Below are 22,819 nucleotides of genomic sequence, written 5' to 3'. Positions count from 1 at the left end.
AGATGCTGAAAGGACTTGGCGGATTGGGTGGTCTTGGCGACATGACCAAGATGATGAAAGCCGCGCAGGAGATGCAGACCCGGATGACCGAGCTGCAGGAAGAACTGGCCGCGACCACCGTCACCGGCGAGGCCGGCGCCAGCATGGTCAAGGCGACGGCCACGGCCAAGGGCGAGCTGACGGGGCTGGAGATTGACCCCTCGCTCTTCAATGCCGAGAACCGCGAAGTGGTCGAGGATCTGATCCTGGCCGCGATCAAGGACGCGCAGCAGAAGGCCAAGGACAAGTCGCAGGAAGAGATGGCCAAGATCACCGAGGCCATGGGTCTTCCGGCCGACATGAAGCTGCCCTTCTGAGGAACCGGAGGCTGAAGCGCGCCGGATGCCCCAGATGACCCGAGGTCCGCGATGATCGACGAGGATCCCGATAACGGGACCGGCGGCGCCCCCGCGTCGCCGGAGCCCGACCGGATGGGGGCCGCCACCGATACCGGCGCCATCGATGCGCTGATCGACCTGATGGCGCGGCTGCCCGGGCTTGGCCCGCGCTCGGCCCGGCGGGCCGTGCTGCACCTGGTCAAGCACCGGGGCCGGCAGCTTGCCCCCTTGGCCGAGGCGATGCGCACCGTCGCCGACACCGCGCGCGAATGCCTGAACTGTGGCAATATCGGCACCGCCGACCTCTGCCCCATCTGCCAGAACAACGCCCGCGCCAACGGCCAAATCTGTGTCGTGGGCGATGTCGCCGATCTTTGGGCCATGGAACGCTCGGGCGTCTTCAAGGGCCGTTACCACGTACTGGGGGGCACCCTCTCGGCGCTGGATGACATCGGGCCCGAGGAATTGCGCATTCCCAAGCTGCTGGACCGGGTGGTCAGCGAACATGTCTCCGAGGTGGTGCTGGCCCTCAACGCCACCGTGGACGGGCAGACCACCGCCTTCTACATCGCCGAGCAATTGGGCGAGGGGGTCGAGGTCACCTCGCTTGCCCAGGGCGTGCCCATCGGCGGAGAGCTGGATTATCTGGACGACGGCACGATCACCGCCGCGCTGAAAGCCCGCCGCAAATTCTGAGCCAAAAAATTCTGGGTCGCGAGCGGTCTCAGACAGCCGTCAGCTTGAAGCCGCTGGGCTGGGACCAGTGCATGTGAACCGAGGTGCAGCGGAACCCGTTCCGGTCGAACCGCCGCAGATCCAGCATGACCTGGCGATACTCGGCGGAGTAGTCGGGATCGGCCTGCAAGCCTTCGGTAAGCGGGTTCGGGACGACAACGATGGTCTTGCGCGTGATCCGACAGAACTCGTCCAGCACGGCGGCCCAGCCCGAGGGGCGGCAATAATGCTCGATCGCCTGAAAGCAGATCAGCACGTCGAAGGACTTGTCGACCAGCGGATAGGGGGTGACGCCCGCGTCGAAGATCTCCATCGGCAGGTTTATCGCGTTGGTGATGTGGCGATAGGGCCAGTCGGGCGCGTCATCGGCCTCGGGGTCCAGCCGGTTGCCGTAGTCGTCACGGAAACGGGCGAACCCTTCGTCGTTCACCTTGCGGAAATAGCTGCTGTCGCGGCCGCCGCGGCTTTTCATCATGTTGGCGTAATCATTGCCGGTCACGTCATGGCCATAGTGGCGCAGGATCTCCAGCATGGCGCCGTGGGCGGTCGACATCTCCAGCACCCGCTGCGGTGCGCCGGGCAGCAGAAGCTCGGGCAGGAACAGCTGCGTACGGTTCCAGCAGCGGGATATGTTGCGGGCGCGGTCGGTGTATTTCTTCTGAAGCAGGGCGCTGCGGGAAAGCGACTCGGCGCCCAGCCGGTAGGGGGTGAGCAGCTCGGCCGGGGGCTCCTCTCCGAAGAGGTCCATGTGATCCGCCTTGGTCTTCTCCAGATGCAGGCGGCGTTCCAGCACGCGCAGTTCGGACGGGACGGAGACGGGTTCATTCACGCGGATGTTCATCGGATCGGGCCTCGTTAATCATACTCACACACACGCAGGATCTTGCCGGGCTTTGTGGTCTGAGTTGGGCCGCATTGGTCCGATTGCAGGACGACGGGAGGATGGCGGGAGGACGACGGAGGGCTTGACCGGAATAACATATATCCATAATCCATGATTCATGGATATGAATCGCGCCATCACCGCCTTTGCCGCCCTTGGACAGGAAAGCCGCCTTGCCGCCTTCCGCCTGCTTGTTCAGGCCGGCCCCGAGGGCATGCCGGCGGGCGAGATCGCGCAGGCCCTCGATGCCCGACAGAACACCATGTCGGCGAATCTTGCGGTGCTGCTGCGGGCCGGGCTGGTGCGGCGCGATCGTCACGGTCGCGAAATCCGCTATCAGGCCGATCTGGAGGGGATGCGCAGCCTGCTTGGATACCTGATGAAGGATTGCTGCGGCGGCAGCCCGGCGCTTTGCCAGCCGGTGATCGACGCCATCGCCTGCGACGCCGCGACGGAGACCACCCCATGATCTTCGATCTGCGCCGTCGCCTCGCGGCAGAGTTCCTTGGCACCGCCTTCCTGCTGGGCACGGTCGTGGGGTCCGGCATCATGGCGGCCGGCCTGACCAATGACACGGCGCTGGCCCTGCTGGGCAATACGCTGCCGACAGGGGCGATACTGGTGGTTCTGATCACCATTCTAGGGCCGATTTCGGGGGCGCATTTCAACCCCGCCATCTCGCTGGCGATGGCCATCGGCGGCGGCCTGCCCCGGACCGAGTTGGTACCCTACATCATGGCGCAGGTCGCGGGCGCGCTGCTGGGCGGGGTCGTGGCCCATGCCATGTTCGACCTTCCCATCGTGCAATACTCAGCGACCGTGCGCACAGGGCCCGGCCAGTGGCTGGCCGAGGGGGTGGCGACCTTTGGGCTGGTGGCGACGATCCTGTCCGGCGCCCGCTTCCGCGCCGAGGCCTTGCCGTGGCTGGTCGGGCTTTACATCACGGCGGCCTACTGGTTCACCTCGTCCACGTCCTTCGCCAACCCGGCGGTGGCCGTGGCACGGGCCTTCTCGGACACCTTCGCCGGCATCAGGCCGAGGGACGTGCCCTTCTTCATTCTGGCCGAGGGCGCAGGCGCAATGGCCGCGGTCGCGGTCTGCGGCTGGCTTTTGCGCGATGCCGCGCGGCAGGCCGCCCCGACCCCTAGCGGAGCAAACTGACATGCAGGTCGTCATCCACCACAACCCAAGCTGCGGCACCTCGCGAAACACCCTGGCCATCATCCGCGCCAGCGGCATCGAGCCCGAGGTCGTAGAATACATGAAGACCGGCTGGACCCGGCCGCAGCTTCTGGCCCTTTTCGCCGCCGCCGGAATGCCCCCCCGCGATGCCCTGCGCACCGGCAAATCCCCCGCCGAGGAGCTGGGCCTGCTGGACCCCTCGGTCAGCGACGAGACCCTGATCGAGCAGATGCTGGCCCACCCGGTGCTGGTGAACCGGCCCATCGTCTGCACCCCCAAGGGCGTGCGCCTCTGCCGCCCGTGCGAGCGTGTGCTGGACTTGCTGGACAGCGCCCCCGGTGACGATTTTCTGAAGGAGAACGGCAAGCCGCTGGACCTTGACGCCAAGGCCTGAGGTCGTCCCCGCAGGAAGACGCCGCAAAGAAAAAAGGCCCCCCGCATTTCTGCGGAGGGCCCTGGATCCTGCCCCTCAGGGCCGGTGCGCGGCTGACCGGGCGCTCACCCGGCCCTGCGCGATCACTTGTCGTCTTCGTCGTCCAGGTCGGGCTGATCCGACGGCAGGTTGAAGAAGCTGTCGGCATCGACGATGTCGCCGCCCTTGCGGGGATCGTCATCCTCTTCCTCGGGCTCTTCCTTGTCGCTCAGGCTGAAGGTCTCGAGGCCCGAGATCGCGGTCGGGATCCGGGGCTCGGTGTCCATGCCCAGCGACTGCTCAGTCGAGACCAGCTTGCGCCGTTCGTCGTCGGTCATCACCTCGCCATCGCGCGCCCGCTTGGCGGCGGCCTTCTGCACGGCGGCGTCCAGTTCAGACTGACGGCACAGGCCCAGCGCGACCGGGTCGATCGGCTGGATGTTGGCGATGTTCCAGTGGGTCCGCTCGCGGATGGCCTGGATCGTCGGCTTGGTGGTGCCGACCAGCTTGCTGATCTGGCCGTCGGTCAGCTCGGGGTGGAACTTGACCAGCCACAGGATCGACGCCGGGCGGTCCTGGCGCTTGCTGAGGGGGGTATAGCGCGGGCCACGGCGCTTTTCCTCGCCCACGGCGGCGGCATTGAACTTCAGTTTCAGGTTGATCAGCGGGTTCTTCTCGGCCTTGTCGATATCGGCCTGGTCCAGCTGGTTGTTGGCCACCGGATCGAAGCCCTTGACGCCCTGGGCCACGTCGCCATCGGCGATGCCCTGAACCTCCAGCTCATGCATGCCGACGAACTCCGCGATCTGCCGGAAGGTCAGGGTGGTGTTGTCGACCAGCCAGACTGCCGTCGCTTTCGCCATAATCGGTTTGTTCATCGAACGTCTCCTTTGACACATCTTCCCCGTGCCGGGAAATCGGCGGCTCCTTGGTGGAACCATTCCTCGTTTTCGGGGAAGCTGTGGGCTATATAGTGATCCCCCGACCCGGAGGAAAGAGAAAATGCACCCAGCCGCCCGGCTGCTTCCTGCCCTTGCCCTTGTGACGACGCTGATCGCAGCCCTTCTCACGGGGCTTGCCGCCCCTGCCGCTGCCGAAGGCGAACGGGCTGGCGATTTCGACTATTACGTCCTCAGCCTCAGCTGGTCGCCCAACTGGTGCGCGGTGGAAGGCGACGCCCGCGAAGCCGACCAATGCGATCCGCGCCATGACTATGGCTGGACCCTGCACGGTCTGTGGCCCCAGAACGAACGGGGCTGGCCCAGCTATTGCCGCACCGGGGCGCGGGATCCGTCGCGGCGCATGACCGCCGCGATGACCGACATCATGGGATCCTCGGGGCTGGCCTGGCACCAGTGGAAGAAGCATGGCCGATGCTCGGGCCTTGCGGCAGACACCTATTTCGATACCGCCCGCGAGGCCTACGGGGCGATCACCGTCCCCGAAGTCTTCGGCAAGCTGCGCAAAAGCGTGCGCCTGCCTGCAGCGGTGGTCGAGGAGGCGTTCCTGCAAGCCAATCCCGGAATGGACGCTGACATGATCACCGTCACCTGCAAGGCCGACCGCATCCAGGAGGTCCGCATCTGCATGGACCGCGACCTGGGCCTGCGCCGCTGTGGCGCCGACACGCGGCGGGACTGCCGGATGCAGGGCGCGCTGATGGATGGCATCCGATGAGGGGCCGCAAGGCAATTCGCGGGCAGCGCGGCATTCACCGGCCCTTCCTGATCTTCTTCACCCTGCCCGCCCTGATCGCGGCCGGGCTGCTGGCGCTTGGCGCGCTGTCGGTGTGGCTGGACGTCGTGCTGGACCGCAACGGCTGGCACGCCCTGTCGCTGGCCCCGCCTGCGGGCACGGCCATCACCTTCCACGCGGCGGTCGCCACGGGCGCCATCACCGCGCTGTCGCTGGCCTATTCGCTGACGCTGATCGTCTTCACTCTGGCGGCGGGCAACGTGGGACCCCGCCTTCTGCAACGCTTCACCTCCGAGCTGACGATCCAGCTTACGGCCGGCATCTTCGGCGGCACCTTCCTTTTCGCGCTCAACGCGCTCTTCGCCACCCACGACGAGTTCGTCCCCGAGGTCACGACCATGCTGACGGCGCTGCTGGCGCTGATCTGCGTGGTGCAGCTGATCTATTTCGTGCGCCATGTCGCCGCCAACGTGACCATCGACGACGAGATCAGCGCCATCGGCCACACCCTGGCCGGCGAGATGGAGGAGATCCTGGACCGCGGCGCGCTCCCGCCCCCCCGGATGCCCGACGCCCCCCGCTGCCGGCTGCTTGCCCCCGAGGACGGCTACCTGACCCAACTGGACATCGCGCGGCTGATCGCCATCGCGACCGAGCGGGACCTGACCCTGCGGTTCAGCGTCGGCATCGGGGCGTTCGTGCTGGCGGGCGGCACCCTGCTGGAGGTCGAGGGACAGTCACGTCTGACCGACGAGACCGCCGAGGCAATGCTGAAGGCGATCACCCTCTCCTCGTCGCGCAGCCAGGCCCAGTCGGTCGATTTCTCGATCCGGCTGCTGATCGAGATTGCCCTGCGCGGCCTGTCGCCCGGCGTCAACGACACGTTCACGGCGATCGCATGCCTCAACCGCCTTGCCTCGGCCCTGCGCCGGCCCCTGGCTTTGATGAGCGACGGGCGGCACTTGGCGGGCCCCGGCGGCCAGGTGAGGCTGATCGTGCCCGGCACGTCGGTCGGAGAGCTGGTGGAACTGGCCTTCACCCCCCTGCGCGACGCCATGGGCAGCAACCTGCTGTTCGCGACACACCTGGCGCGGGCGCTGTGCCAACTGGACGAGATCGCCGATCCCCGCGCCCGCCCCCACCTGGAAGAACAGGCGACGCTGTTGCTGAAAAGGGCCGGCATGTCGGATTTCATGTCCGAGGATCGCGAGGCCATCCGCGAGGCACTGGGCGCACTGGGCCAGCGGGTTGGCCCGGGGGCGAAAGGCCGTGGCGACGAACAGCAGGCGGACCGGGCCGACCCATGCGAGGTTGATCCCAACACTGACCCCCAAGCCTGATCCGCGCCTGATCCGGCCAACGACGTCGGGTCAGCCCACCTTCAGCAGCACCTTGCCGACGTGATCGCTTTCGTCCAGGCGGGCGTGGGCACCGGCGGCATCCTCCAGCGCGAACTCGCTGTCGATGACCGGCGCCATGCGGCCGCCGGCCAGCAAGGGCCAGACGTGGCGGCGCAGCTCATCGGCGATGCGCGCCTTGGCCAGATCGCTTTGCGGGCGCAGGGTCGAGCCGGTGAAGGTCAGTCGACGGGCCATCAGCTTGGTGAAATTCACCTGCACCTCTGGGCCCTGCAGGAAGGCGATCTGCACCAGCCGCCCCTCGACCGCCAGGGCGTCGAGGTTGCGCTGGATATAGGGCCCGCCGACCATGTCGAGGATCACGTCGGCGCCGCCCTGCTCCTGCATCAGGGCTGTGAAATCCTGCGTCCGGTAGTTGAAGGCGCGCTCGGCGCCCAGTTCCTCGCAGACCCGGACCTTGTCATCGGAACCCGCCGTCGCGAACACCCGTGACCCCAGCGCATTGGCTATCTGGATGGCGGTCGTGCCGATGCCAGAGGTGCCGCCGTGAACCATGAACCGGTCGCCCGCCTGAAGCCGGCCGCGCTGGAAGACGTTGGTCCATACGGTGAAACAGGTCTCGGGCAGGCCGGCGGCTTCGCGCAGGTCCATTTCCTCGGGGATCGGCAGCGCGTGGGCCGCGTGGGTGACAACCTCCTCGGCGTAGCCGCCGCCGGGTGTCAGGGCACAGACCCGGTCGCCGACGCGCCAGCCGGTGACACCGGCGCCCAGTGCAGCCACCTCGCCCGAGACCTCGAGCCCCGGCAGCGGGCTTGCGCCCGGGGGCGGATCGTAGCGGCCCGCGCGTTGCAGGGCATCGGGGCGGTTCACCCCGGCATAGGCGACGCGGATCAGGATCTCCCCATGGCCGGGACGGGGGGCGGGGCGTTCCACCGGGGTCAGTACCTCGGGCCCGCCGGGCCGGGAAATCTCGATCGCCTTCATGCCGTCTCCTTGCCTTTGCGCGCACGGCCTGCGGGCGGCAGCGCCTGCGCCGTCGTTACCAGCCCTGGCGGTTGATCGACCCGGGCATGCCCCGGAACCGACCCCGCCCAGGCGCCTTCACCCCCCGTGTGAGCCAGGCAGGCCCCGCGATCAAGGGGCGCAGCAGGGGATTCTTGCGCATGGTCCCCTTGGCCTTCTCGATCTGCATGACGTTGTCGATGCGCCGTTCAAGGAAGTCCCAGGTGTTCATCCACCCCGGCGAATCGTCGCCCAGCCAGAACAGGACCGTCGCACCATAGACCGCGCCCAGCGTGCCGCGCTTCGTGTACCAGTTGATGTCGTCCGAGGGGTCGCCCAGTGCCGTCCAGATGGCATCGACAGTGCCCCAGATCGCCCCCGCCCCGTCGGGCATGTATTGCGGCAGCGAGAACAGGGTCGTGCCCCGGCGCACCGCCTCCTTGTGGGGGGCGACAATTTCGATCCGGTAGCGCACGGCGCGCTGGATGCGGTCGCGAAAGCGCAGGGCCGACAGATCCTCGGCCTTCAGCCGCTCGACCATCAGCCTGTCGCCGCGGCGGTGAAAGGACAGCGCAAGATCGACCGCGCCGCGCGGGCAAAGCGCCCGTGCCGTCGCCGGATCCACGCCGGAATCGGTCACTGCCGCGTCCCAGGTCGCCTGTGTCCAGCCGTCGAACGCCACGTGGGGCAGCGCCGCGTCGATGAGCCGCTCGAGCGGCGTGATCGTGGTATCCGGGGTCATTGGATCCTCCTGCATGGCATGGTGGACAAGCTAATGCGGCTTTGCTATACGGCCACTTCCTGCGTACCGATGCAACTTCAACTTAGAAAGGTGGTGACACCATATGCAGGTGAGTGTTCGCGACAACAACGTCGATCAGGCGCTTCGTGCGCTGAAGAAGAAGCTCCAGCGCGAAGGCGTTTTCCGTGAGATGAAACTTCGGCAGCACTACGAGAAACCCTCTGAAAAGCGGGCTCGTGAGAAAGCTGAAGCCATTCGCCGGGCGCGCAAGCTGGCCCGGAAGAAAGCACAGCGCGAAGGCATGCTCTGAGCCTTACGGCTTGGATCCTGTCGGATCGATTGCGAATAGGCGGGTCACCCCGTCGTCCAGACGACCCCCGTGTTAACGCCCGGGGGTTTGTCGTTTCTGGGGCCCGGGTAACGGCCCTCTTCCCCGATGATGCCCCCTTGCCGGTTTCTCAGATAGGGATCGCCGTCGTGTGGGACACGGTGCGCAGGGCAAAGGATGAATGCATCTGCGCCACACCCGGCAGGCGCGCCAGAAACCGGCGGTGGATGCGCGCGAAATCGTCGGCGTCACGCACCACCACCTTCAGCAGATAATCCGCCTGTCCCGCCATCAGGTGACACTCCAGCACGTCCGGGATCAGCGCGACCTCCCGCTCGAACGCGTCCAGCACCTCGTCGGCCTGGGCGCTCAAGGTGATCTCGACGAAAACCAGGGTCGGGCGGCCCAGCTTGCGCCCGTCGGCCAAGGCCACGTATTCGCGGATCAGTCCCGCGCGCTCCAGCCGCTGAACCCGCCGGTGACAGGCCGAGGGCGACAGGTTCACCCTTGCCCCCAGCTCGGCATTCGACAGCCGACCCTGGCCCTGGAGGGCCCTAAGCAGTGCGCGATCGGTGGCGTCGATCATCTCATCCATGCAAAATCCTCCCGATTATCGCCCGTTCCCTCGGACGATCCTGCATTGCTCATCCGGAATGCTATATAATTTGCGACCCGATTGCAGGCGAAATCTGGCACAATCGACTCATCACCAGGGAAAGGGAGACCCGCCATGATCATCGGATGCCCCACCGAGATAAAACCGCAGGAGTTCCGTGTCGGGATGACGCCCCACGCGGCGCGCGAGGCCGTCACCCACGGTCACGAGGTGCTGATCCAGGCCGGCGCCGGGATCGGCGCGGGTTTCGACGACGCCGCCTATGAAGAGGCCGGCGCCCGCATCCTGCCCGATGCCGCCAGCCTGTTCGAGCAGGCCGAGATGATCGTCAAGGTCAAGGAACCCCAGGCGGGCGAACGCGCGATGCTGCGCGAGGGCCAGATCCTGTTCACCTACCTTCACCTGGCCCCGGACCCCGAGCAGACCCGCGACCTGATGGCCTCGGGCTGCACCGCCATCGCCTACGAGACGGTGACCGACGCCCAGGGCGGCCTGCCCCTGCTGGCCCCCATGTCCGAGGTGGCCGGCAAGCTGGCGCCGCAGATGGGCGCTTGGACCCTCCAGAAGGCCAACGGCGGGCGCGGCGTGCTGATGGGCGGCGTGCCGGGCGTGGGCCCTGCCAACGTGGTGGTGATCGGCGGCGGCGTCGTCGGCACCCATGCGGCCCGGGTCGCGGCGGGCATGGGGGCGGCGGTGACGGTGCTTGACCGCTCCCTGCCCCGGATGCGCTACCTAGATGACGTCTTCGGCGGGGTTTTCGCCACGCGCTTCGCCTCCCAGGGCAACCTGGCCGAGCTGGTGACCGAGGCCGACCTGGTGATCGGCGCGGTCCTCGTGCCCGGGGCGGCGGCCCCCAAGCTGGTCACCCGGGAGCAGTTGAAGACGATGAAGCCGGGTGCGGCGATCGTGGATGTCGCCATCGACCAAGGCGGCTGCTTCGAGACTTCGCGCGCGACCACCCACCAGGATCCGGTCTTCGAGGTCGACGGGATCATGCATTACTGCGTCGCCAACATGCCCGGCGCCGTGGCGCGCACGGCGACCATTGCCCTCGGCAACGCGACCATGCCCTACATGCTGGCGCTGGCCGACAAGGGCTGGCGGCAGGCCTGCGCCGACGATCCGCATCTTTCGGCAGGGCTCAACGTTCATGCCGGGCGGATCACCCACCCCGCCGTGGGCGAGGCGCTGAAGCTGGACGTGCTGCCGGTGGCCGACGCTCTGGCCGCCTGATCCCGTAAAAAGGGGCGTCCCGCCTAGGGGCGCCCCTGTCCTTCCGGTCCGTCAGCCGCGCCCGGCGACCAGCGCATCGCGGATCTCGACCAGCAGGTCCTTTTCCGAAGGGCCGGTGTGCACCTCGGGGGCGACATCGTCGGGCTTTTCGGCCATGGCCCGGATGCGGTTGACCCATTTCACCAGCATGAAGACGACGAAGGCCACGATCAGGAAATTGACGACCGCCGTGACGAAGCTGCCGTAGGCGAAGACCGCCTCGCCCGCGGCGCGGGCCTCGTCCAGCGAGGCGTAGGTGTTCGGCCCGCTCATCACCCAGAACTTGTTGGAAAAATCGACCCCGCCGGTGAAGATCCCGATGACCGGGTTCAACAGGTCGTCCACCATCGACTTGACGATCGCCGTGAAGGCGGCCCCGATGATGATGCCCACGGCCATGTCCATGACATTGCCCTTGGCGATGAAATCCTTGAATTCGTTCAGCATGCGCGTCCCTCCGGCTTTGCCCGCCTTGGGGCGGGGCTCGTTTCATGCGGGGGGATTTTCGGGCGCAAAGGGGCCGGGGGCAAGCCCCGGCAGCCTTCGGTCCGGTTTGCCGGTGGTCGGCCTGGATCAGGTCGGCAGCTTGCCGGTCATCACATAGCGCAGGATCGAGACGACCTGCTGGGGGGTTTCGGCGACGGCCAAGGCGGCGGCGTCCACCTCTTTCAGGGCGTGCTGGTGGTCGGGGCCGTGCAGCACGATCAGCGACTTGCCAAGGGCCGCGGCATAGCCCGCGTCGAAGGCCGCGTTCCACTGCTTGTACTTGTCGCCGAAGCGCACGACGACGACGTCGGCCTCCTCGAGGCCCTTGCGTGTGCGGATCGCGTTGACCATCGCGCCCTTGTGGTCGTGCCAGTACTTGCTGTCCTCGGCCCCAAGGATCGCGACGCCGCAATCGTCCGAGGCATCGTGGTCGGTGACCGGCGCGCTGAAACGCACGTCCAGCCCCTCGGCGCCCTCGGTGATCTGCTCGCGCCAGTCGGTGTGGATCTCGCCGGAGAGATAGACATTCAGGGTCATGGTCGGTCCTTTCGGTCTGGGTGTTGTGGCCGGTCGGCCTTTGCCACCGTGGGTAGCGCCGGCAGCCGGGCCGCGCAAGGCGCGCGCCCAGGTGCGCGACGGTCCGTCCCGACTGAGGGATCGCAGGGGCGGCTTCCCGCCCCCACATGTTCAGCCGCGCAGCGTGCCGCCCGTGGCCTTCGCGACCTTCTCCACAATCTTGGCGCTGACGGCCTCGATATCGGCCTCGGTCAGGGTCTTGTCGCGGGGTTGAAGCCGGACGGTGATCGCCAGGGATTTCTTGCCCTCGCCCATCTGGGTACGCGCCTTGTCGCCGGTGAACTCGTCGAAGACGCGGACATCCTCGATCAGGGCCTTGTTGGCGCCGGCCGCGGCGTTGACGAGGCCCAGCGCCTCGACCCCCTCGTCGACGACGAAGGCGAAGTCACGCTCGACCGCCTGAAGGTCGCGCATCTCCAGCGCCGGGCGGGTCGCGCCCTTGGCTTTGGGCACCGGCACCTCGGACGGCCAGATGGTGAAAGCCACCGCCGGGCCCTTGATGTCCAGCGCGTTCAGCACCTTGGGATGCAGCTCGCCGAAGACGGCCAGGACCTTTTTGGGTCCCAGACGCATCACGCCGTGGCGGCCGGGATGCCACCATTCCTCGGCACCGCGGGCGATCTGAACCTTGGCGGGTGCGCCCAGCTCGGCCAGCACGGCCTCGGCGTCGGCCTTGGCGTCGTAGATGTCGACCGGGCGGCGGCCGCCATGGGGTTCGCGCGGCGAGTTGTGACCGACCAGCAGGCCTGACATCTGCAAGCGCTGATCCTCGGGCTCACCGCCCTCGAAGACGGGGCCGACCTCGAACAGGGCCAGGTCGGTGAAACCCCGGGCCTGGTTGCGCGCAGCGGCCTGAAGCAGCCCCGGCAGCAGCGAGGGGCGCATGTGGCTCATGTCGCTGGAGATCGGGTTTTCCAGCATGGTGGCAAAGTCGCCGCCGCCGAACATCGCCGCTGTCGGCTGGTCGATGAAGCTGTAGGTGACGCATTCGTTGTAACCCAGCGCCGCGCCGGCGCGACGGGCCGCGGATTCGCGACGCTGCAGCGGGGTGAGGATGGGGCGCGGAACGCCCGGCACGCGCGGCATCGGCCGCCCCTCAAGGCGGGTCAGCGAGGCGATGCGCGCCACTTCCTCGACCAGGTCGGCCTGTCCCATCACATCGGGGCGCCAGCTGGGAACATGGGCCATGTCCCCCTCGAGGCGGAAGCCGAGGGCGGTCAGGGTCTGGCGCTGGGTGTCGGCGGGAATGTCCATGCCGACCAGCGACTGCACCCGGTCGGTGTCCAGCCGGTAGGCGCGGTCGGTGTCGGGCACGGCACCGGCGCAGACGACCTCCGAAGCCTCGCCGCCGCAGATCTCGAGGATCAGCGCGGTCGCGATATCCAGCCCCTCGGGCGTGAAGGCAGGGTCGATCCCCCGTTCAAAACGGTAACGCGCATCCGAGTTGATCTTGAGCGCGCGGCCTGCGTGGGCGATCGCCACCGGGTTCCAGTAGGCGCTTTCGACGAAGACGTTGACCGTCTCCTCGGTGCAGCCGGTGGGCGCGCCGCCCATGATGCCTGCGATGCTCTCGACGCCCTGGTCGTCCGAGATCACCATCATCCCGGCGCCCAGTTCGTATTCCTTGTCGTCCAGCGCGACCAGCCGCTCGCCGCCCTTGGCGTAATGAACCCGCAGGTCCCCCTGAACCTTGTCGACATCGAAGACGTGCAGGGGGCGGTTGCGGTCATAGGTCAGGAAGTTGGTCACATCGACCAGCGCCGAGATCGGCCGCAGCCCGATGGCGCGCAGGCGCTTTTGCATCCACTCGGGGCTGGGGCCGTTGCGCACGCCCCGGATCATCCGGCCGCAGAACACCGGGCAGGCACCGTCGGCCAGCACGTCGTCATCGATGGAGACGTTGATCGGGCTGGGACCGCCCGAAGCGACGCTGACGGCGGGCGCGTCCTTCAGCCGGCCGAGGCCGCGGGCGGCCAGGTCGCGGGCGATCCCGCGAACGCCCAGCGCGTCGGGGCGGTTGGGGGTGATCGCAATCTCGATCACCGGGTCGTTGACGCCCCGGTAGTCGATGAACCTTTCGCCCAGCGGCGCGTCCTCGGGCAGGTCGATGATGCCATCATGGTTGTCCGACAGCATCAGCTCGCGCTCGGAACACAGCATGCCGTTCGATTCCACGCCCCGGATGACGCCGGGCTTCAGATCGACGCCGGTGCCGGGGACATGGGTGCCGACGGGGGCGAAGACGCCCACCAGCCCGGTGCGCGCGTTGGGCGCCCCGCAGACAACCTGCACCTCTTCCGTGGGGCCGTCGGGGCCCTGGGGCCAGGTTTCGACCCGGCACAGGCGCAGACGGTCGGCATCGGGATGGGGTCCGGCCTCGATCACGCGGCAGATGCGGAAGGCGCCCAGCGTGTCGGCGGGGTTCTCGACCCCTTCGACCTCAAGCCCCAAGTCGGTCAGCGTGTCGCAGATCTCGTCGACCGAGGCGTCGGTTTCCAGATGATCCCCAAGCCAGGATACCGTGAATTTCATGGGTGCAGGTCCTTTGCCGTATCGCGCATCAGGGCCGTCTTTAGCCCAAAGCGCCGGGGGGCGGAAGGGGCCGCCCGGCGCTCGCGATCCTTGGCGAAGGAATTGGGGCGGGCCTGGGGGCAGTGGGCGAATCGCAGGACCGACAAAGGCGGCGAAAAGGGGGCGCGTGATCGCGGTCCGACGGCGCAAGGCCCGGTCCCTTGGCCGCCGCGCCCCTGATTGGCACGGGCGCGGTCCGCAATACTGCCCTCTTTGCCCCATTGTTGCGCCACATTTTCGCCACATGCCACATTTTCGCCCGAATTCGCCGCCAATATGGTGGGATCAGCGTGGGGGCGCTTGATCGACCAGGACGAAGGGGCCTGAAATGTTGCCGTCTTTCCTTGCATATGCCGCGTCCCTGTCGCGGATCGTGCTGTTCTTCCTTGCCGTGGCCGTGGGCATCGGGTTGTCTTCGAATGCCAACGGGGCGAACGGCGCTTTCTGCCAGAGCGTCACGCCCTGGTCCGAGGTTGACCGCGTGATCTGTGCCGTGTCGCCGGCAAGGATCCTGGACCTGGTGCTCTGACAAGGGCAGGCCCCGACGAGATAACCCGTGCCGGTTCGCCCGGCACGACGACTTTCCCCTCCAGAGGGAAACGGAAAGGGCGCCGCCGACATACCGGGGGCGCCCTTTCATGTTCTGGAGAGCATCCTCACCTGCGCCCGAAATGCCGGGCGCCCCGCGTATCAGCGGCTGAGGCCGCCGCGCAGGGTCGGCTGGTCCAGCGAGGCAAAGCCATAGTGGCGTAGCCAGCGCAGATCGCTGTCGAAAAAGGCCCGCAGGTCGGGGATGCCGTATTTCAGCATTGCCAGCCGGTCGATCCCCATGCCGAACGCAAAGCCCTGCCAGGTGTCGGCGTCGATGCCGCCGGCGGCCAGGACCTTGGGGTGGACCATGCCGCTGCCCAGGATCTCAAGCCAGTCGTCACCCTCGCCTACGCGAAGCTGACCACCCTCCCAGGAACAGCGGATGTCGACCTCGGCAGAGGGTTCGGTGAACGGGAAATGGCTGGCGCGGAACCGAAGCTCGACCTCGTCAACTTCGAAGAAGGCGCGGACGAACTCCTCCAGCACCCATTTCAGGTTCGCCATCGACAGATCCTTGTCCAGGGCAAGCCCCTCGACCTGGTGGAACATCGGCGTGTGGGTCTGGTCGTAGTCGCAGCGATAGACGCGGCCGGGCGCGATGATCCGCAGGGGCGCGCCACGCTCCTGCATCGTGCGGATCTGGACCGGGCTGGTGTGGGTGCGCAGGACGTGGGGCGGACGATCGTCCCCTTCGGCGCGGGCCATGTAGAACGTATCCATCTCGGCGCGGGCCGGGTGGTGGCCGGGGATGTTCAGCGCGTCGAAATTGAACCAGTCGCTTTCGATCTGGGGACCCTCGGCGACCGAGAAGCCCATGTCGGCGAAGATCGCGGTAACCTCTTCGGTGACCTGGCTGATCGGGTGGATCGTGCCTGTGCGGCGCGGGCGCCCGGGCAGGGTCACGTCCAGCCACTCGTCGCGCAGACGGGCCTCAAGCGCGGCATCGCCCAGGGCGGCGCGCTTGGCGGCCAGGGCCGAGTTGATCTCGTCCTTGAGGGCGTTGAGGGCGGGGCCGGCGGTCGTGCGCTCTTCCGGGGTCATCTTGCCCAGCTCGCGCATCTTCAGGCTGATCTCGCCCTTCTTGCCCAGCGCCTGGACGCGGATCGCCTCAAGTGCTGCCTCATCGGCGGCATCGGCGGTCGCGGCAAGGTATTTCTGCCTCAGTTCATCCATGTCGGGCCCTCGTTCTGCTTGGGTTCAGCTACTGAGAACGCGGCCGGAATGCAAGCCGCAGGGCGGGCGCGGCGGCGCCGCAGCCCGGAACGCAAAAGGCCCCCGGACCCGGAGGTTCGGAGGCCTTTGCGATATCTGCGGGTGCGAGGCACCCTGCCAGATCAGTTCAGCGCGGCTTTCGCCTGGTCGACGATGGCGCCGAATGCTTCGGGCTCGTGCACGGCCAGGTCGGCCAGAACCTTGCGGTCAACTTCGATACCGGCGAGGCCGAGACCGTTGATGAAGCGCGAGTAGGTCAGGCTGTCGTCATGCAGACGGACGGCGGCGTTGATTCGCTGGATCCACAGGGCGCGGAAATTGCGCTTGCGGGCCTTGCGATCGCGTGTCGCGTACTGGTTCGCCTTGTCGACGGCCTGGGTTGCGGTGCGGAAGGCGTTCTTGCGACGGCCATAGTAACCTTTGGCTGCCTTGATGACCTTCTTGTGACGGGCGTGAGTGGTCGTGCCACCTTTGACTCGGGACATGTTCTAAGCTCCTCGGGATCAGCGCGCGTAAGGCATGTATTTTTTGACGATGTTCTCGTCGGGCTTGCTCAGCAGCGTGGTGCCGCGTGCGTCCCGCAGGAACTTGTTCGTCCGCTTGATCATGCCGTGCCGTTTGCCGGCCTGGCCTGCCTTGACGCGGCCCGAGGCCGTCATCTTGAAGCGCTTCTTGGCGCTCGACTTGGTCTTCATCTTGGGCATTTCCGTCTCCTCTTGGTCGGGCGGTGCGCACGCGACTCGGCATGCCACTACGGGCCGGTCGCGCGATTGAAGGGGCCGTATAAGCGGCTTTGCCCAGACTGACAAGGGGCAAAGCCGGGGTTGCGATGGATCCGCCAGGCGGCCCCTTACTCGGGGTCGCTCTTGAAGATCAGACGCTCGTCGCAGGGGGCGACGCGCAGGATGTTGGTGGTGCCGGGCACGTTGAACGGCACACCGGCGGTCACGACGATCTGGTCCTCGGTGGTGGCGAAGCCGTCGGCGCGGGCGGCGCGGGCGGCGCTGACCACGGCCATCTTGAAGCGGTCCACCTCGTCGGTCACCACACAGTGCAGGCCCCAGGACAGGACCAGCTTGCGCGCGGTGCCGATCAGCGGGGTCAGCGCCAGGAGCGACACGAAGGGACGTTCGCGCGCCACCAGACTGGCGGTCGTGCCCGAATGGGTGAAACAGCAGATGGCCTTGATGTCGGTCGTCTCGGCGATCTCGCGGGCGGCGGTGACGATGGCATCGGCGACCGAGGCCTTCTCGCCCGTGCGGGCGGCGGCGATGATCTGGCGGTAGTTGGGGTCTGCCTCGACCTCGCGGGCGACGTCGTCCATCGTGCGCACGGCCTCGACCGGGTAAGAGCCGGCGGCCGACTCGGCGCTCAACATGACGGCGTCGGCCCCTTCGTAGATCGCGGTCGCCACGTCCGAGACCTCGGCGCGGGTGGGCAGCGGGCTTTCGATCATGCTTTCCAGCATCTGGGTCGCCACGATCACCGGCTTGGCCTTGGCGCGACACTTGCGGATCATGCGCTTCTGGATCGGGGGGACATTCTGGATCGGCAGCTCGACGCCCAGATCGCCACGGGCGACCATGATGCCGTCGGAGGCTTCGAGGATCTCGTCAAAGGCCTGGATCGCGGCCGGCTTTTCGATCTTGGACATGATCGCGGCGCGACCACGGACCAGCTCGCGGCCTTCCTCGACATCGGCGGCGCGCTGCACGAAGGACAGCGCCAGCCAGTCGACGCCCAGTTCACAGGCAAACTCCAGATCCTCGCGGTCCTTGTCCGACAGGGCCGCAAGCGGCAGCACGACGTCGGGAACGTTGACGCCCTTGCGGTCCGAGATGGTGCCGCCGACGCGGACGATGCAGTCGGCATAGTCAGCACCGCAGGATTCGACTTTCAGGCGGATCTTGCCGTCGTTGACCAGCAGGCTGGCACCGGGTTCGAGGGCGGCGAAGATCTCGGGATGCGGAAGGGTGACGCGGGTGGCGTCGCCGGGGGCGTCGGTCAGATCCAGGCGGAAGGCCTGGCCCTCGGTCAGTTCCTCGGCGCCGTTGGCGAAAGTGCCCACGCGCAGCTTGGGACCCTGGAGGTCGGCGAGGATGGCGATCGGACGCTCGACGTCTTTTTCGACCTGGCGGATGATGGTGTGGCGGGCGCGCTGCTCTTCCTGGGTGCCGTGGCTCATGTTCAGGCGGAACACGTCGGCGCCTGCATCGTAAAGGGCGCGGATTGTCTCGTAGGTGCTCGAAGCGGGGCCCAACGTGGCCACAATCTTGACTTTGCGAAGGCGTCTCATAACGTCGCCATCCTTTCATTAATGCTTCTGTTTTCGTGGGCCGGGGAAAGATATGGCCGAATTCCGATAGGCGGGCAACTGGTGCTTTTGCCGCGCGTTGAATAAACAGCAGCACAAGGAAACAGGAGTGTGACGATGCCTCAACCCGCCTTCGAGATCATCAACGAGGACCGCCCCGGCCCGTGGCTTCTGACCTGCGATCACGCCACGAACCGCGTCCCCGAGGAAATCGGCGGCGGTGACCTGGGCCTGTCGGACGAGGACATGGAGCGCCACATCGCCTATGACGTCGGCGCCGCCGGTGTCACCCGTCATCTGGCGCGGATGCTGGATTGCCCGGCGGTTCTGTCGACCTTCTCGCGGCTGGTGATCGACCCCAACCGCGGCGACGAGGACCCGACCCAGATCATGCAGCTCTATGACGGCACGATCATCCCGCAGAACCGCAACATCGACGCGGCCGAAACCGAGCGCCGGCGCGAACACTACCATCGGCCCTACCACGACGCGGTGGCGCGGCTGGCGGCGCGTGCGCCCGAGACGCCCTATATCGCCGTGCACAGTTTCGGGCCCAAGCTGGTGGGCCGCGCCCCCCGGCCCTGGCACGTGGGCTTTCTGCATTCGGGCGACACCCGCCTGTCGGACCCCGTGATCGAACGGCTGTCGCAGGATCCCAACCTCTGTATCGGGGACAACCAGCCCTATTCAGGCCATCTGCCGGGCGACTCGGTGGATCGGCACGCCCTGTCGACAGGTCGGCCCAATCTGCTGATCGAGGTGCGCCACGACCTGATCCGCACCGACGAAGAACAGGCCTACTGGGCCGGCATCCTGGCGCCGGTCCTGCAAGAGGCCGCCGCCAAGCTATGACATTTTCCCATCCGTGAAAGGATACGACCCATGGACGACAAGACCCGCACCGAACTTGAGGCCGCCGCGTTCCGCCGGCTGCGCGACCATCTGGCCGAACGCACCGACGTGCAGAACATCGACATGATGAACCTGGCCGGTTTCTGTCGCAACTGCCTGTCGCGCTGGTATCAGGAGGCGGCGGCCGAACGGGGGATGGATATGGACAAGGACCAGAGCCGCGAGATCGTCTACGGCATGCCCTATTCCGAGTGGCGCGACAAATACCAGACCGAGGCCACGGCCGAGCAGGCCGACGCCTTCAGCAAGTCCGCACCCCACGACTGATCGCCCTGCGTGCAGGGCAAGTGCGCCCTGCCCCGGACATGAAAAACCCCGCCGGTGGCTGCCACCGGCGGGGTTTCGATTGGAGGGTGCCGGCGCCCCGGGGCGGTCAGACCGCGCGCTTGCGGCTTTCCTCGATGTAGATTTCGCGCAGGCGCTTGGCGTGGGCGCCGGGGGCGCCTTCGCCGATCGCCTCGCCGTCGATCTCGACCACCGGCATCACGAAGGTCGAGGCCGAGGTGATGAAGGCCTCGTCTGCGGCTTGGGCCTCTTCGATGGTGAAGCTGCGCTCTTCGACCCTCATCTGGGCTTCGCGGGCGTAACGCAGGACACTGGCACGGGTGATGCCGTGCAGGATGTCGTTGGAAAGCGCCCGGGTGATGATCGTGTTGCCCTTCACGATATAGGCGTTGTTCGATGTGCCCTCGGTCACCTCGCCATCCTCGACCATCCAGGCGTCATCCTTGCCGGCGGCCTTGGCCATCATCTTGCCCATCGACGGGTAGAGAAGCTGCACCGTCTTGATGTCGCGACGGCCCCAGCGGATATCCTCGATCGAGATGACCTTGATCCCGGTCTGGGCGGCGGGGGCGTGTTCGACCACCTTGGACTGGGTGAACAGCACCATCGTCGGCGTCGCGTCCTTGGGATAGGCGAAATCGCGATCAGCCGCGCCGCGCGTGATCTGAAGGTAGACGCCGCCTTCGGTCACGTCGTTGTCGGCGACCAGCTTGCGGTGGATCTCGAGTAGGTCATCGAACTGCGGCGGCTGGGCCATGTCCAGCTCGGACAGGGAGCGTTTCAGCCGGTTCAGGTGGCCCTCGAACTCCAGCAGCTTGCCGTCCAGCACGCTGGTGACCTCGTAGACCCCGTCGGCCATCAGGAAGCCACGGTCGAAGATCGAGATCTTGGCCTCTTCCTCGGGAAGGTAGTCTCCGTTCACATAGACGATGCGGCTCATTGAGCTTCCTTTCTCATCCCCAGAGCTCCGCCTCGGGCGGGTGCACTCCGGCCTGATCGTAATGAAGTGGTCGGTTGCGGTCTTCGGCCAGCAGAAGCGGCCCGTCAAGGTCCGTCAGCTCGGCCCCCTGCGCAAGCAGGGTCGCGGGCGCCATGGCAAGCGAGGTGCCGACCATGCAGCCGACCATGATGCCAAAGCCCGCCGCCCGTGCCTCGACGCGCAGGGCCAGCGCCTCGGTCAGGCCGCCGGTCTTGTCCAGCTTGATGTTGACCATGTCATAGCGGCCCGACAGTTCGGCCAGGCCGGCCCGGGTGTGGCAGGATTCGTCGGCACAAAGCGGCACCGGGCGGGCCAGCCCGTCCAGCTCGGCGTCCTGGCCCGCAGGCAGGGGCTGTTCGACCAGCGCCACGCCCAGCCGCGCCAGGTGCGGGGCAAGATCGGCGTAGATCCCGGCGCTCCAGCCTTCGTTGGCATCGACGATGATGCGCGCGCGGGGGGCACCCCGGCGCACGGCCTCAAGGCGCGGCATGTCGTCGGGCGTGCCCAGTTTGACCTTCAGCAGCGGGCGATGGGCATGGCGACGGGCGGCGGCCTCCATCGCGTCGGGGGCGGCCAGCGACAGGGTGAAGGCGGTCTGGACCGGCCCCGGCGCCTCCAGCCCCGCCAGCTCCCAGGCGCGTCGGCCCGTGCGCTTGGCCTCCAGGTCCCAAAGGGCACAGTCCACCGCGTTGCGCGCGGCACCCGGCGACAGCATCTCTTGCAGGCTGCGCCGGTCAGGCACCGGGTCCAGTGCGGCGATCTGCGCCGTCACCGAGGCAAGGCTTTCACCGTTGCGCGCATAGGGGACACATTCGCCCCGCCCTTCGAAGCCGTCAGCGGCGATACGGACGCAAAGCACCTCGGCCCGGTCGCGGGAGCCGCGGGAAATGGTGAAGGTCTCGCTCAGCCGGAAGCTTTCGGCGGTGACGGTCAGGCTGCTGGGCACGCGCGGTCTCCGGCGGTTGGTCAGCGGCGCGGCACCCCGCGGCGGGGGCGGCGCGGGAAAAGGGGATGGATCAGTTGATCCGCTCGACGACGTAATCGGCCAGGTCGCGCATCAGCTCGCGGATGCGCCCCTCGGGCAGCGGCGCCAGCGCATCCTTGGCCTTCTTGGCCCAGCCCAGAGCCTTGTCGCGGGTGGCGTCCAGCGATCCGTGACGGCGGAAGAGCTCGATCGCCTGCTCCAGATCGCCCTCCTGCTGGCGGCCCCGGGCGATGACGCGATTCCAGAACGCGGCCTCTTCGCCTTCTGCCGCCGCGACGGCGTGGATCACCGGCAGGGTCATCTTCCGCTCGCGGAAATCGTCGCCGATGTTCTTGCCGATGGCGGCGGTGCCGCCGTAATCCAGAAGATCGTCGGCGATCTGGAAGGCGATGCCCAGCGCGTCGCCATAGGCATGAAGGGCGGCGACCTGGTCCTCGGGGGCGCCGGCGATGACGCCGCCGACCTCGGTCGCGGCCGCGAAAAGGGCCGCCGTCTTGCCGCGCACGATTTGGATATAGGTCGCCTCGTCAGTGGCCAGGTCCTGCGCCGCAGTCAGTTGCAGCACCTCGCCCTCGGCGATGGTGGCGCTGGCGTTGGCCAGGATGTCGAGGACCCGCATCGATCCCGTCTCGATCATCAGCTGGAAGGAGCGCGCGAAAAGATAGTCGCCCACAAGCACGCTGGACTTGTTGTCCCAAAGCAGGTTGGCCGAGGGCCGGCCGCGCCGCTGGCCGCTTTCGTCGACCACGTCGTCATGCAGAAGCGTCGCGGTGTGGATGAACTCGACCGTCGCGGCAAGCTTGACGTGATGGGCCCCGTCATAGCCGCACATGCGCGCCGCCGCGAGGGTCAGCATCGGGCGCACCCGCTTGCCGCCCGCCTCGACCAGATGGGCCGTCACCTCGGGGATGCGCGGCGCGTGCTCCGAGGCCATGCGCTCGCGGATCAGGTGGTTGACGGCGTCCAGGTCCCCGGCAAGCAGTGACCGAAGTTCGTCGTGCGGCTTCGCAATCGCGGTATCGAGTCCCATGTCCACCCTGCCGTTCCGATGGACAAACCCGGCGGTCTGTCCTTTAGTCACTCTCATGAAAGAGCTTTTGCGCAGCAACGACCCGACGGTCATCGCCTTCGCCTCGGCCCTCCTCAAGGGCGAGGATATAGAGACGTTTCAGATGGACGTCCACATGAGCGTGCTGGAAGGATCGATCGGCGTCCTGCCCCGGCGCCTGATGGTGCGCGGCGAGGATCTGCACTTGGCGCGCGCCATCCTGCGCGACAATGATCTGCACCCCTCCGCCGGCTGAGG

The 22,819-nt window shown here is 67.2% G+C and carries 28 protein-coding genes; 13 read left to right on the top strand and 15 right to left on the bottom strand.

Features of this window, described 5'->3' with window-relative positions; genetic code table 11:
* Positions 1-2: 2 nt before the first annotated feature.
* Together CLV77_RS01685 and recR are read left to right on the top strand one after the other, a co-directional pair.
* A complete protein-coding gene (locus CLV77_RS01685; protein ID WP_076979542.1) occupies positions 3-356 on the top strand; it encodes a YbaB/EbfC family nucleoid-associated protein in 354 nt (117 codons plus the stop codon).
* A gap of 114 nt (positions 357-470) precedes the next feature.
* Positions 471-1,073, top strand: coding sequence for a recombination mediator RecR (gene recR, locus CLV77_RS01680; protein WP_076981048.1), 603 nt, complete (start codon positions 471-473; stop codon positions 1,071-1,073).
* A gap of 28 nt (positions 1,074-1,101) precedes the next feature.
* On the opposite strand, the gene CLV77_RS01675 is transcribed toward recR, so the two are convergent.
* Complete coding sequence (locus tag CLV77_RS01675; protein ID WP_076979543.1) at positions 1,102-1,953, bottom strand: class I SAM-dependent methyltransferase; 852 nt, start codon at positions 1,951-1,953, stop codon at positions 1,102-1,104.
* 160 nt (positions 1,954-2,113) lie between these two features.
* Between CLV77_RS01675 and CLV77_RS01670 the strand changes: the two genes are divergently transcribed.
* Genes CLV77_RS01670 through arsC form a run of 3 tightly spaced genes read left to right on the top strand, consistent with a single transcriptional unit; the run spans position 2,114 to position 3,571 of the window.
* Positions 2,114-2,464 carry an ArsR/SmtB family transcription factor gene (locus tag CLV77_RS01670; RefSeq protein WP_076979544.1) on the top strand — a complete coding sequence of 117 codons (351 nt, stop codon included), beginning with the start codon at positions 2,114-2,116 and terminating at the stop codon, positions 2,462-2,464.
* Entirely contained in the window at positions 2,461-3,156 is a 696-nt protein-coding gene (locus CLV77_RS01665) for an aquaporin (RefSeq protein WP_076979545.1), read from the top strand. Before CLV77_RS01670 ends, CLV77_RS01665 begins: the two co-directional genes overlap by 4 nt.
* 1 nt (position 3,157) lies before the next feature.
* Complete coding sequence (gene arsC / locus CLV77_RS01660) at positions 3,158-3,571, top strand: arsenate reductase (glutaredoxin) (protein WP_076979546.1); 414 nt, start codon at positions 3,158-3,160, stop codon at positions 3,569-3,571.
* 122 nt (positions 3,572-3,693) lie between these two features.
* On the opposite strand, the gene CLV77_RS01655 is transcribed toward arsC, so the two are convergent.
* Positions 3,694-4,467 carry a DUF1013 domain-containing protein gene (locus CLV77_RS01655; RefSeq protein WP_076979547.1) on the bottom strand — a complete coding sequence of 258 codons (774 nt, stop codon included), beginning with the start codon at positions 4,465-4,467 and terminating at the stop codon, positions 3,694-3,696.
* 124 nt (positions 4,468-4,591) lie between these two features.
* On the opposite strand from CLV77_RS01655, the gene CLV77_RS01650 reads away from it, so the two are divergent.
* Together CLV77_RS01650 and CLV77_RS01645 are read left to right on the top strand one after the other, a co-directional pair.
* Complete coding sequence (locus CLV77_RS01650; protein ID WP_076979548.1) at positions 4,592-5,266, top strand: ribonuclease T2 family protein; 675 nt, start codon at positions 4,592-4,594, stop codon at positions 5,264-5,266.
* A complete protein-coding gene (locus CLV77_RS01645; RefSeq protein ID WP_076979549.1) occupies positions 5,263-6,624 on the top strand; it encodes a DUF2254 domain-containing protein in 1,362 nt (453 codons plus the stop codon). Before CLV77_RS01650 ends, CLV77_RS01645 begins: the two co-directional genes overlap by 4 nt.
* A 30-nt stretch (positions 6,625-6,654) precedes the next feature.
* Here CLV77_RS01645 and CLV77_RS01640 read toward each other — a convergent pair whose 3' ends face one another.
* Both CLV77_RS01640 and CLV77_RS01635 read right to left on the bottom strand, forming a co-directional pair.
* Positions 6,655-7,626, bottom strand: coding sequence for an NAD(P)H-quinone oxidoreductase (locus CLV77_RS01640; RefSeq protein ID WP_076979550.1), 972 nt, complete (start codon positions 7,624-7,626; stop codon positions 6,655-6,657).
* Between the two features lie 55 nt (positions 7,627-7,681).
* A complete protein-coding gene (locus tag CLV77_RS01635) occupies positions 7,682-8,386 on the bottom strand; it encodes a COQ9 family protein (RefSeq protein WP_076979551.1) in 705 nt (234 codons plus the stop codon).
* Between the two features lie 103 nt (positions 8,387-8,489).
* Here CLV77_RS01635 and rpsU point away from each other — a divergent pair, with 103 nt between their 5' ends.
* Entirely contained in the window at positions 8,490-8,696 is a 207-nt protein-coding gene (rpsU, locus tag CLV77_RS01630; RefSeq protein ID WP_076979552.1) for a 30S ribosomal protein S21, read from the top strand.
* Between the two features lie 148 nt (positions 8,697-8,844).
* Here rpsU and CLV77_RS01625 read toward each other — a convergent pair whose 3' ends face one another.
* Entirely contained in the window at positions 8,845-9,309 is a 465-nt protein-coding gene (locus tag CLV77_RS01625) for an Lrp/AsnC family transcriptional regulator (protein WP_076979553.1), read from the bottom strand.
* 135 nt (positions 9,310-9,444) lie between these two features.
* Here CLV77_RS01625 and ald point away from each other — a divergent pair, with 135 nt between their 5' ends.
* Positions 9,445-10,563 (top strand): alanine dehydrogenase, encoded by a 1,119-nt coding sequence (gene ald, locus CLV77_RS01620; RefSeq protein ID WP_076979554.1) that lies wholly within the window; start codon positions 9,445-9,447, stop codon positions 10,561-10,563.
* Between the two features lie 51 nt (positions 10,564-10,614).
* Here the strand turns inward: ald and mscL are convergent, their stop codons facing one another.
* The 3 genes from mscL to pheT form a co-directional block, all read right to left on the bottom strand.
* Complete coding sequence (gene mscL / locus CLV77_RS01615) at positions 10,615-11,049, bottom strand: large conductance mechanosensitive channel protein MscL (protein ID WP_076979555.1); 435 nt, start codon at positions 11,047-11,049, stop codon at positions 10,615-10,617.
* A gap of 126 nt (positions 11,050-11,175) precedes the next feature.
* On the bottom strand, positions 11,176-11,625 hold the full coding sequence (locus tag CLV77_RS01610) for a YtoQ family protein (RefSeq protein ID WP_076979556.1): 450 nt from the start codon (positions 11,623-11,625) through the stop codon (positions 11,176-11,178).
* Between the two features lie 150 nt (positions 11,626-11,775).
* Positions 11,776-14,196: a phenylalanine--tRNA ligase subunit beta gene (pheT, locus tag CLV77_RS01605; protein ID WP_076979557.1), complete on the bottom strand. Its 2,421-nt coding sequence runs from the start codon at positions 14,194-14,196 to the stop codon at positions 11,776-11,778.
* 367 nt (positions 14,197-14,563) lie between these two features.
* Here pheT and CLV77_RS01600 point away from each other — a divergent pair, with 367 nt between their 5' ends.
* On the top strand, positions 14,564-14,764 hold the full coding sequence (locus CLV77_RS01600; protein WP_076979558.1) for a hypothetical protein: 201 nt from the start codon (positions 14,564-14,566) through the stop codon (positions 14,762-14,764).
* Between the two features lie 161 nt (positions 14,765-14,925).
* Here CLV77_RS01600 and pheS read toward each other — a convergent pair whose 3' ends face one another.
* The 4 genes from pheS to pyk all read right to left on the bottom strand — a co-directional run bounded on the left by pheS (position 14,926) and on the right by pyk (position 18,334).
* Positions 14,926-15,999, bottom strand: coding sequence for a phenylalanine--tRNA ligase subunit alpha (gene pheS, locus CLV77_RS01595; protein WP_076979559.1), 1,074 nt, complete (start codon positions 15,997-15,999; stop codon positions 14,926-14,928).
* A 161-nt stretch (positions 16,000-16,160) separates the two neighbouring features.
* Complete coding sequence (gene rplT / locus CLV77_RS01590) at positions 16,161-16,523, bottom strand: 50S ribosomal protein L20 (RefSeq protein ID WP_076979560.1); 363 nt, start codon at positions 16,521-16,523, stop codon at positions 16,161-16,163.
* 18 nt (positions 16,524-16,541) lie between these two features.
* Positions 16,542-16,742 carry a 50S ribosomal protein L35 gene (rpmI, locus tag CLV77_RS01585; protein WP_076979561.1) on the bottom strand — a complete coding sequence of 67 codons (201 nt, stop codon included), beginning with the start codon at positions 16,740-16,742 and terminating at the stop codon, positions 16,542-16,544.
* 146 nt (positions 16,743-16,888) lie between these two features.
* A complete protein-coding gene (gene pyk / locus CLV77_RS01580) occupies positions 16,889-18,334 on the bottom strand; it encodes a pyruvate kinase (RefSeq protein ID WP_076979562.1) in 1,446 nt (481 codons plus the stop codon).
* Positions 18,335-18,469: 135 nt separating this feature from the next.
* On the opposite strand from pyk, the gene CLV77_RS01575 reads away from it, so the two are divergent.
* The gene (locus tag CLV77_RS01575; RefSeq protein WP_076979563.1) at positions 18,470-19,204 is read left to right on the top strand and encodes an N-formylglutamate amidohydrolase; all 735 of its coding nucleotides are present in this window, start codon (positions 18,470-18,472) and stop codon (positions 19,202-19,204) included.
* Positions 19,205-19,234: 30 nt separating this feature from the next.
* Positions 19,235-19,531: a DUF1244 domain-containing protein gene (locus tag CLV77_RS01570; RefSeq protein ID WP_076979564.1), complete on the top strand. Its 297-nt coding sequence runs from the start codon at positions 19,235-19,237 to the stop codon at positions 19,529-19,531.
* 106 nt (positions 19,532-19,637) lie between these two features.
* Here the strand turns inward: CLV77_RS01570 and CLV77_RS01565 are convergent, their stop codons facing one another.
* The 3 genes from CLV77_RS01565 to CLV77_RS01555 form a co-directional block, all read right to left on the bottom strand.
* Positions 19,638-20,489, bottom strand: a complete 852-nt coding sequence (locus tag CLV77_RS01565) for a D-amino-acid transaminase (protein ID WP_076979565.1) — start codon at positions 20,487-20,489, stop codon at positions 19,638-19,640.
* A gap of 13 nt (positions 20,490-20,502) precedes the next feature.
* Positions 20,503-21,474 (bottom strand): N-acetyl-D-Glu racemase DgcA, encoded by a 972-nt coding sequence (dgcA, locus tag CLV77_RS01560; protein ID WP_197685771.1) that lies wholly within the window; start codon positions 21,472-21,474, stop codon positions 20,503-20,505.
* Positions 21,475-21,544: 70 nt separating this feature from the next.
* A complete protein-coding gene (locus tag CLV77_RS01555) occupies positions 21,545-22,543 on the bottom strand; it encodes a polyprenyl synthetase family protein (protein WP_076981050.1) in 999 nt (332 codons plus the stop codon).
* Between the two features lie 55 nt (positions 22,544-22,598).
* Between CLV77_RS01555 and CLV77_RS01550 the strand changes: the two genes are divergently transcribed.
* Positions 22,599-22,817, top strand: a complete 219-nt coding sequence (locus CLV77_RS01550) for a putative signal transducing protein (RefSeq protein WP_076979566.1) — start codon at positions 22,599-22,601, stop codon at positions 22,815-22,817.
* Positions 22,818-22,819: the final 2 nt, after the last annotated feature.

Source organism: Brevirhabdus pacifica (assembly GCF_002797755.1).
Classification (GTDB): domain Bacteria; phylum Pseudomonadota; class Alphaproteobacteria; order Rhodobacterales; family Rhodobacteraceae; genus Brevirhabdus; species Brevirhabdus pacifica.
Note: the sequence above shows the minus strand (reverse complement) of the source record. Positions and strands in the feature narration are given on the sequence as shown.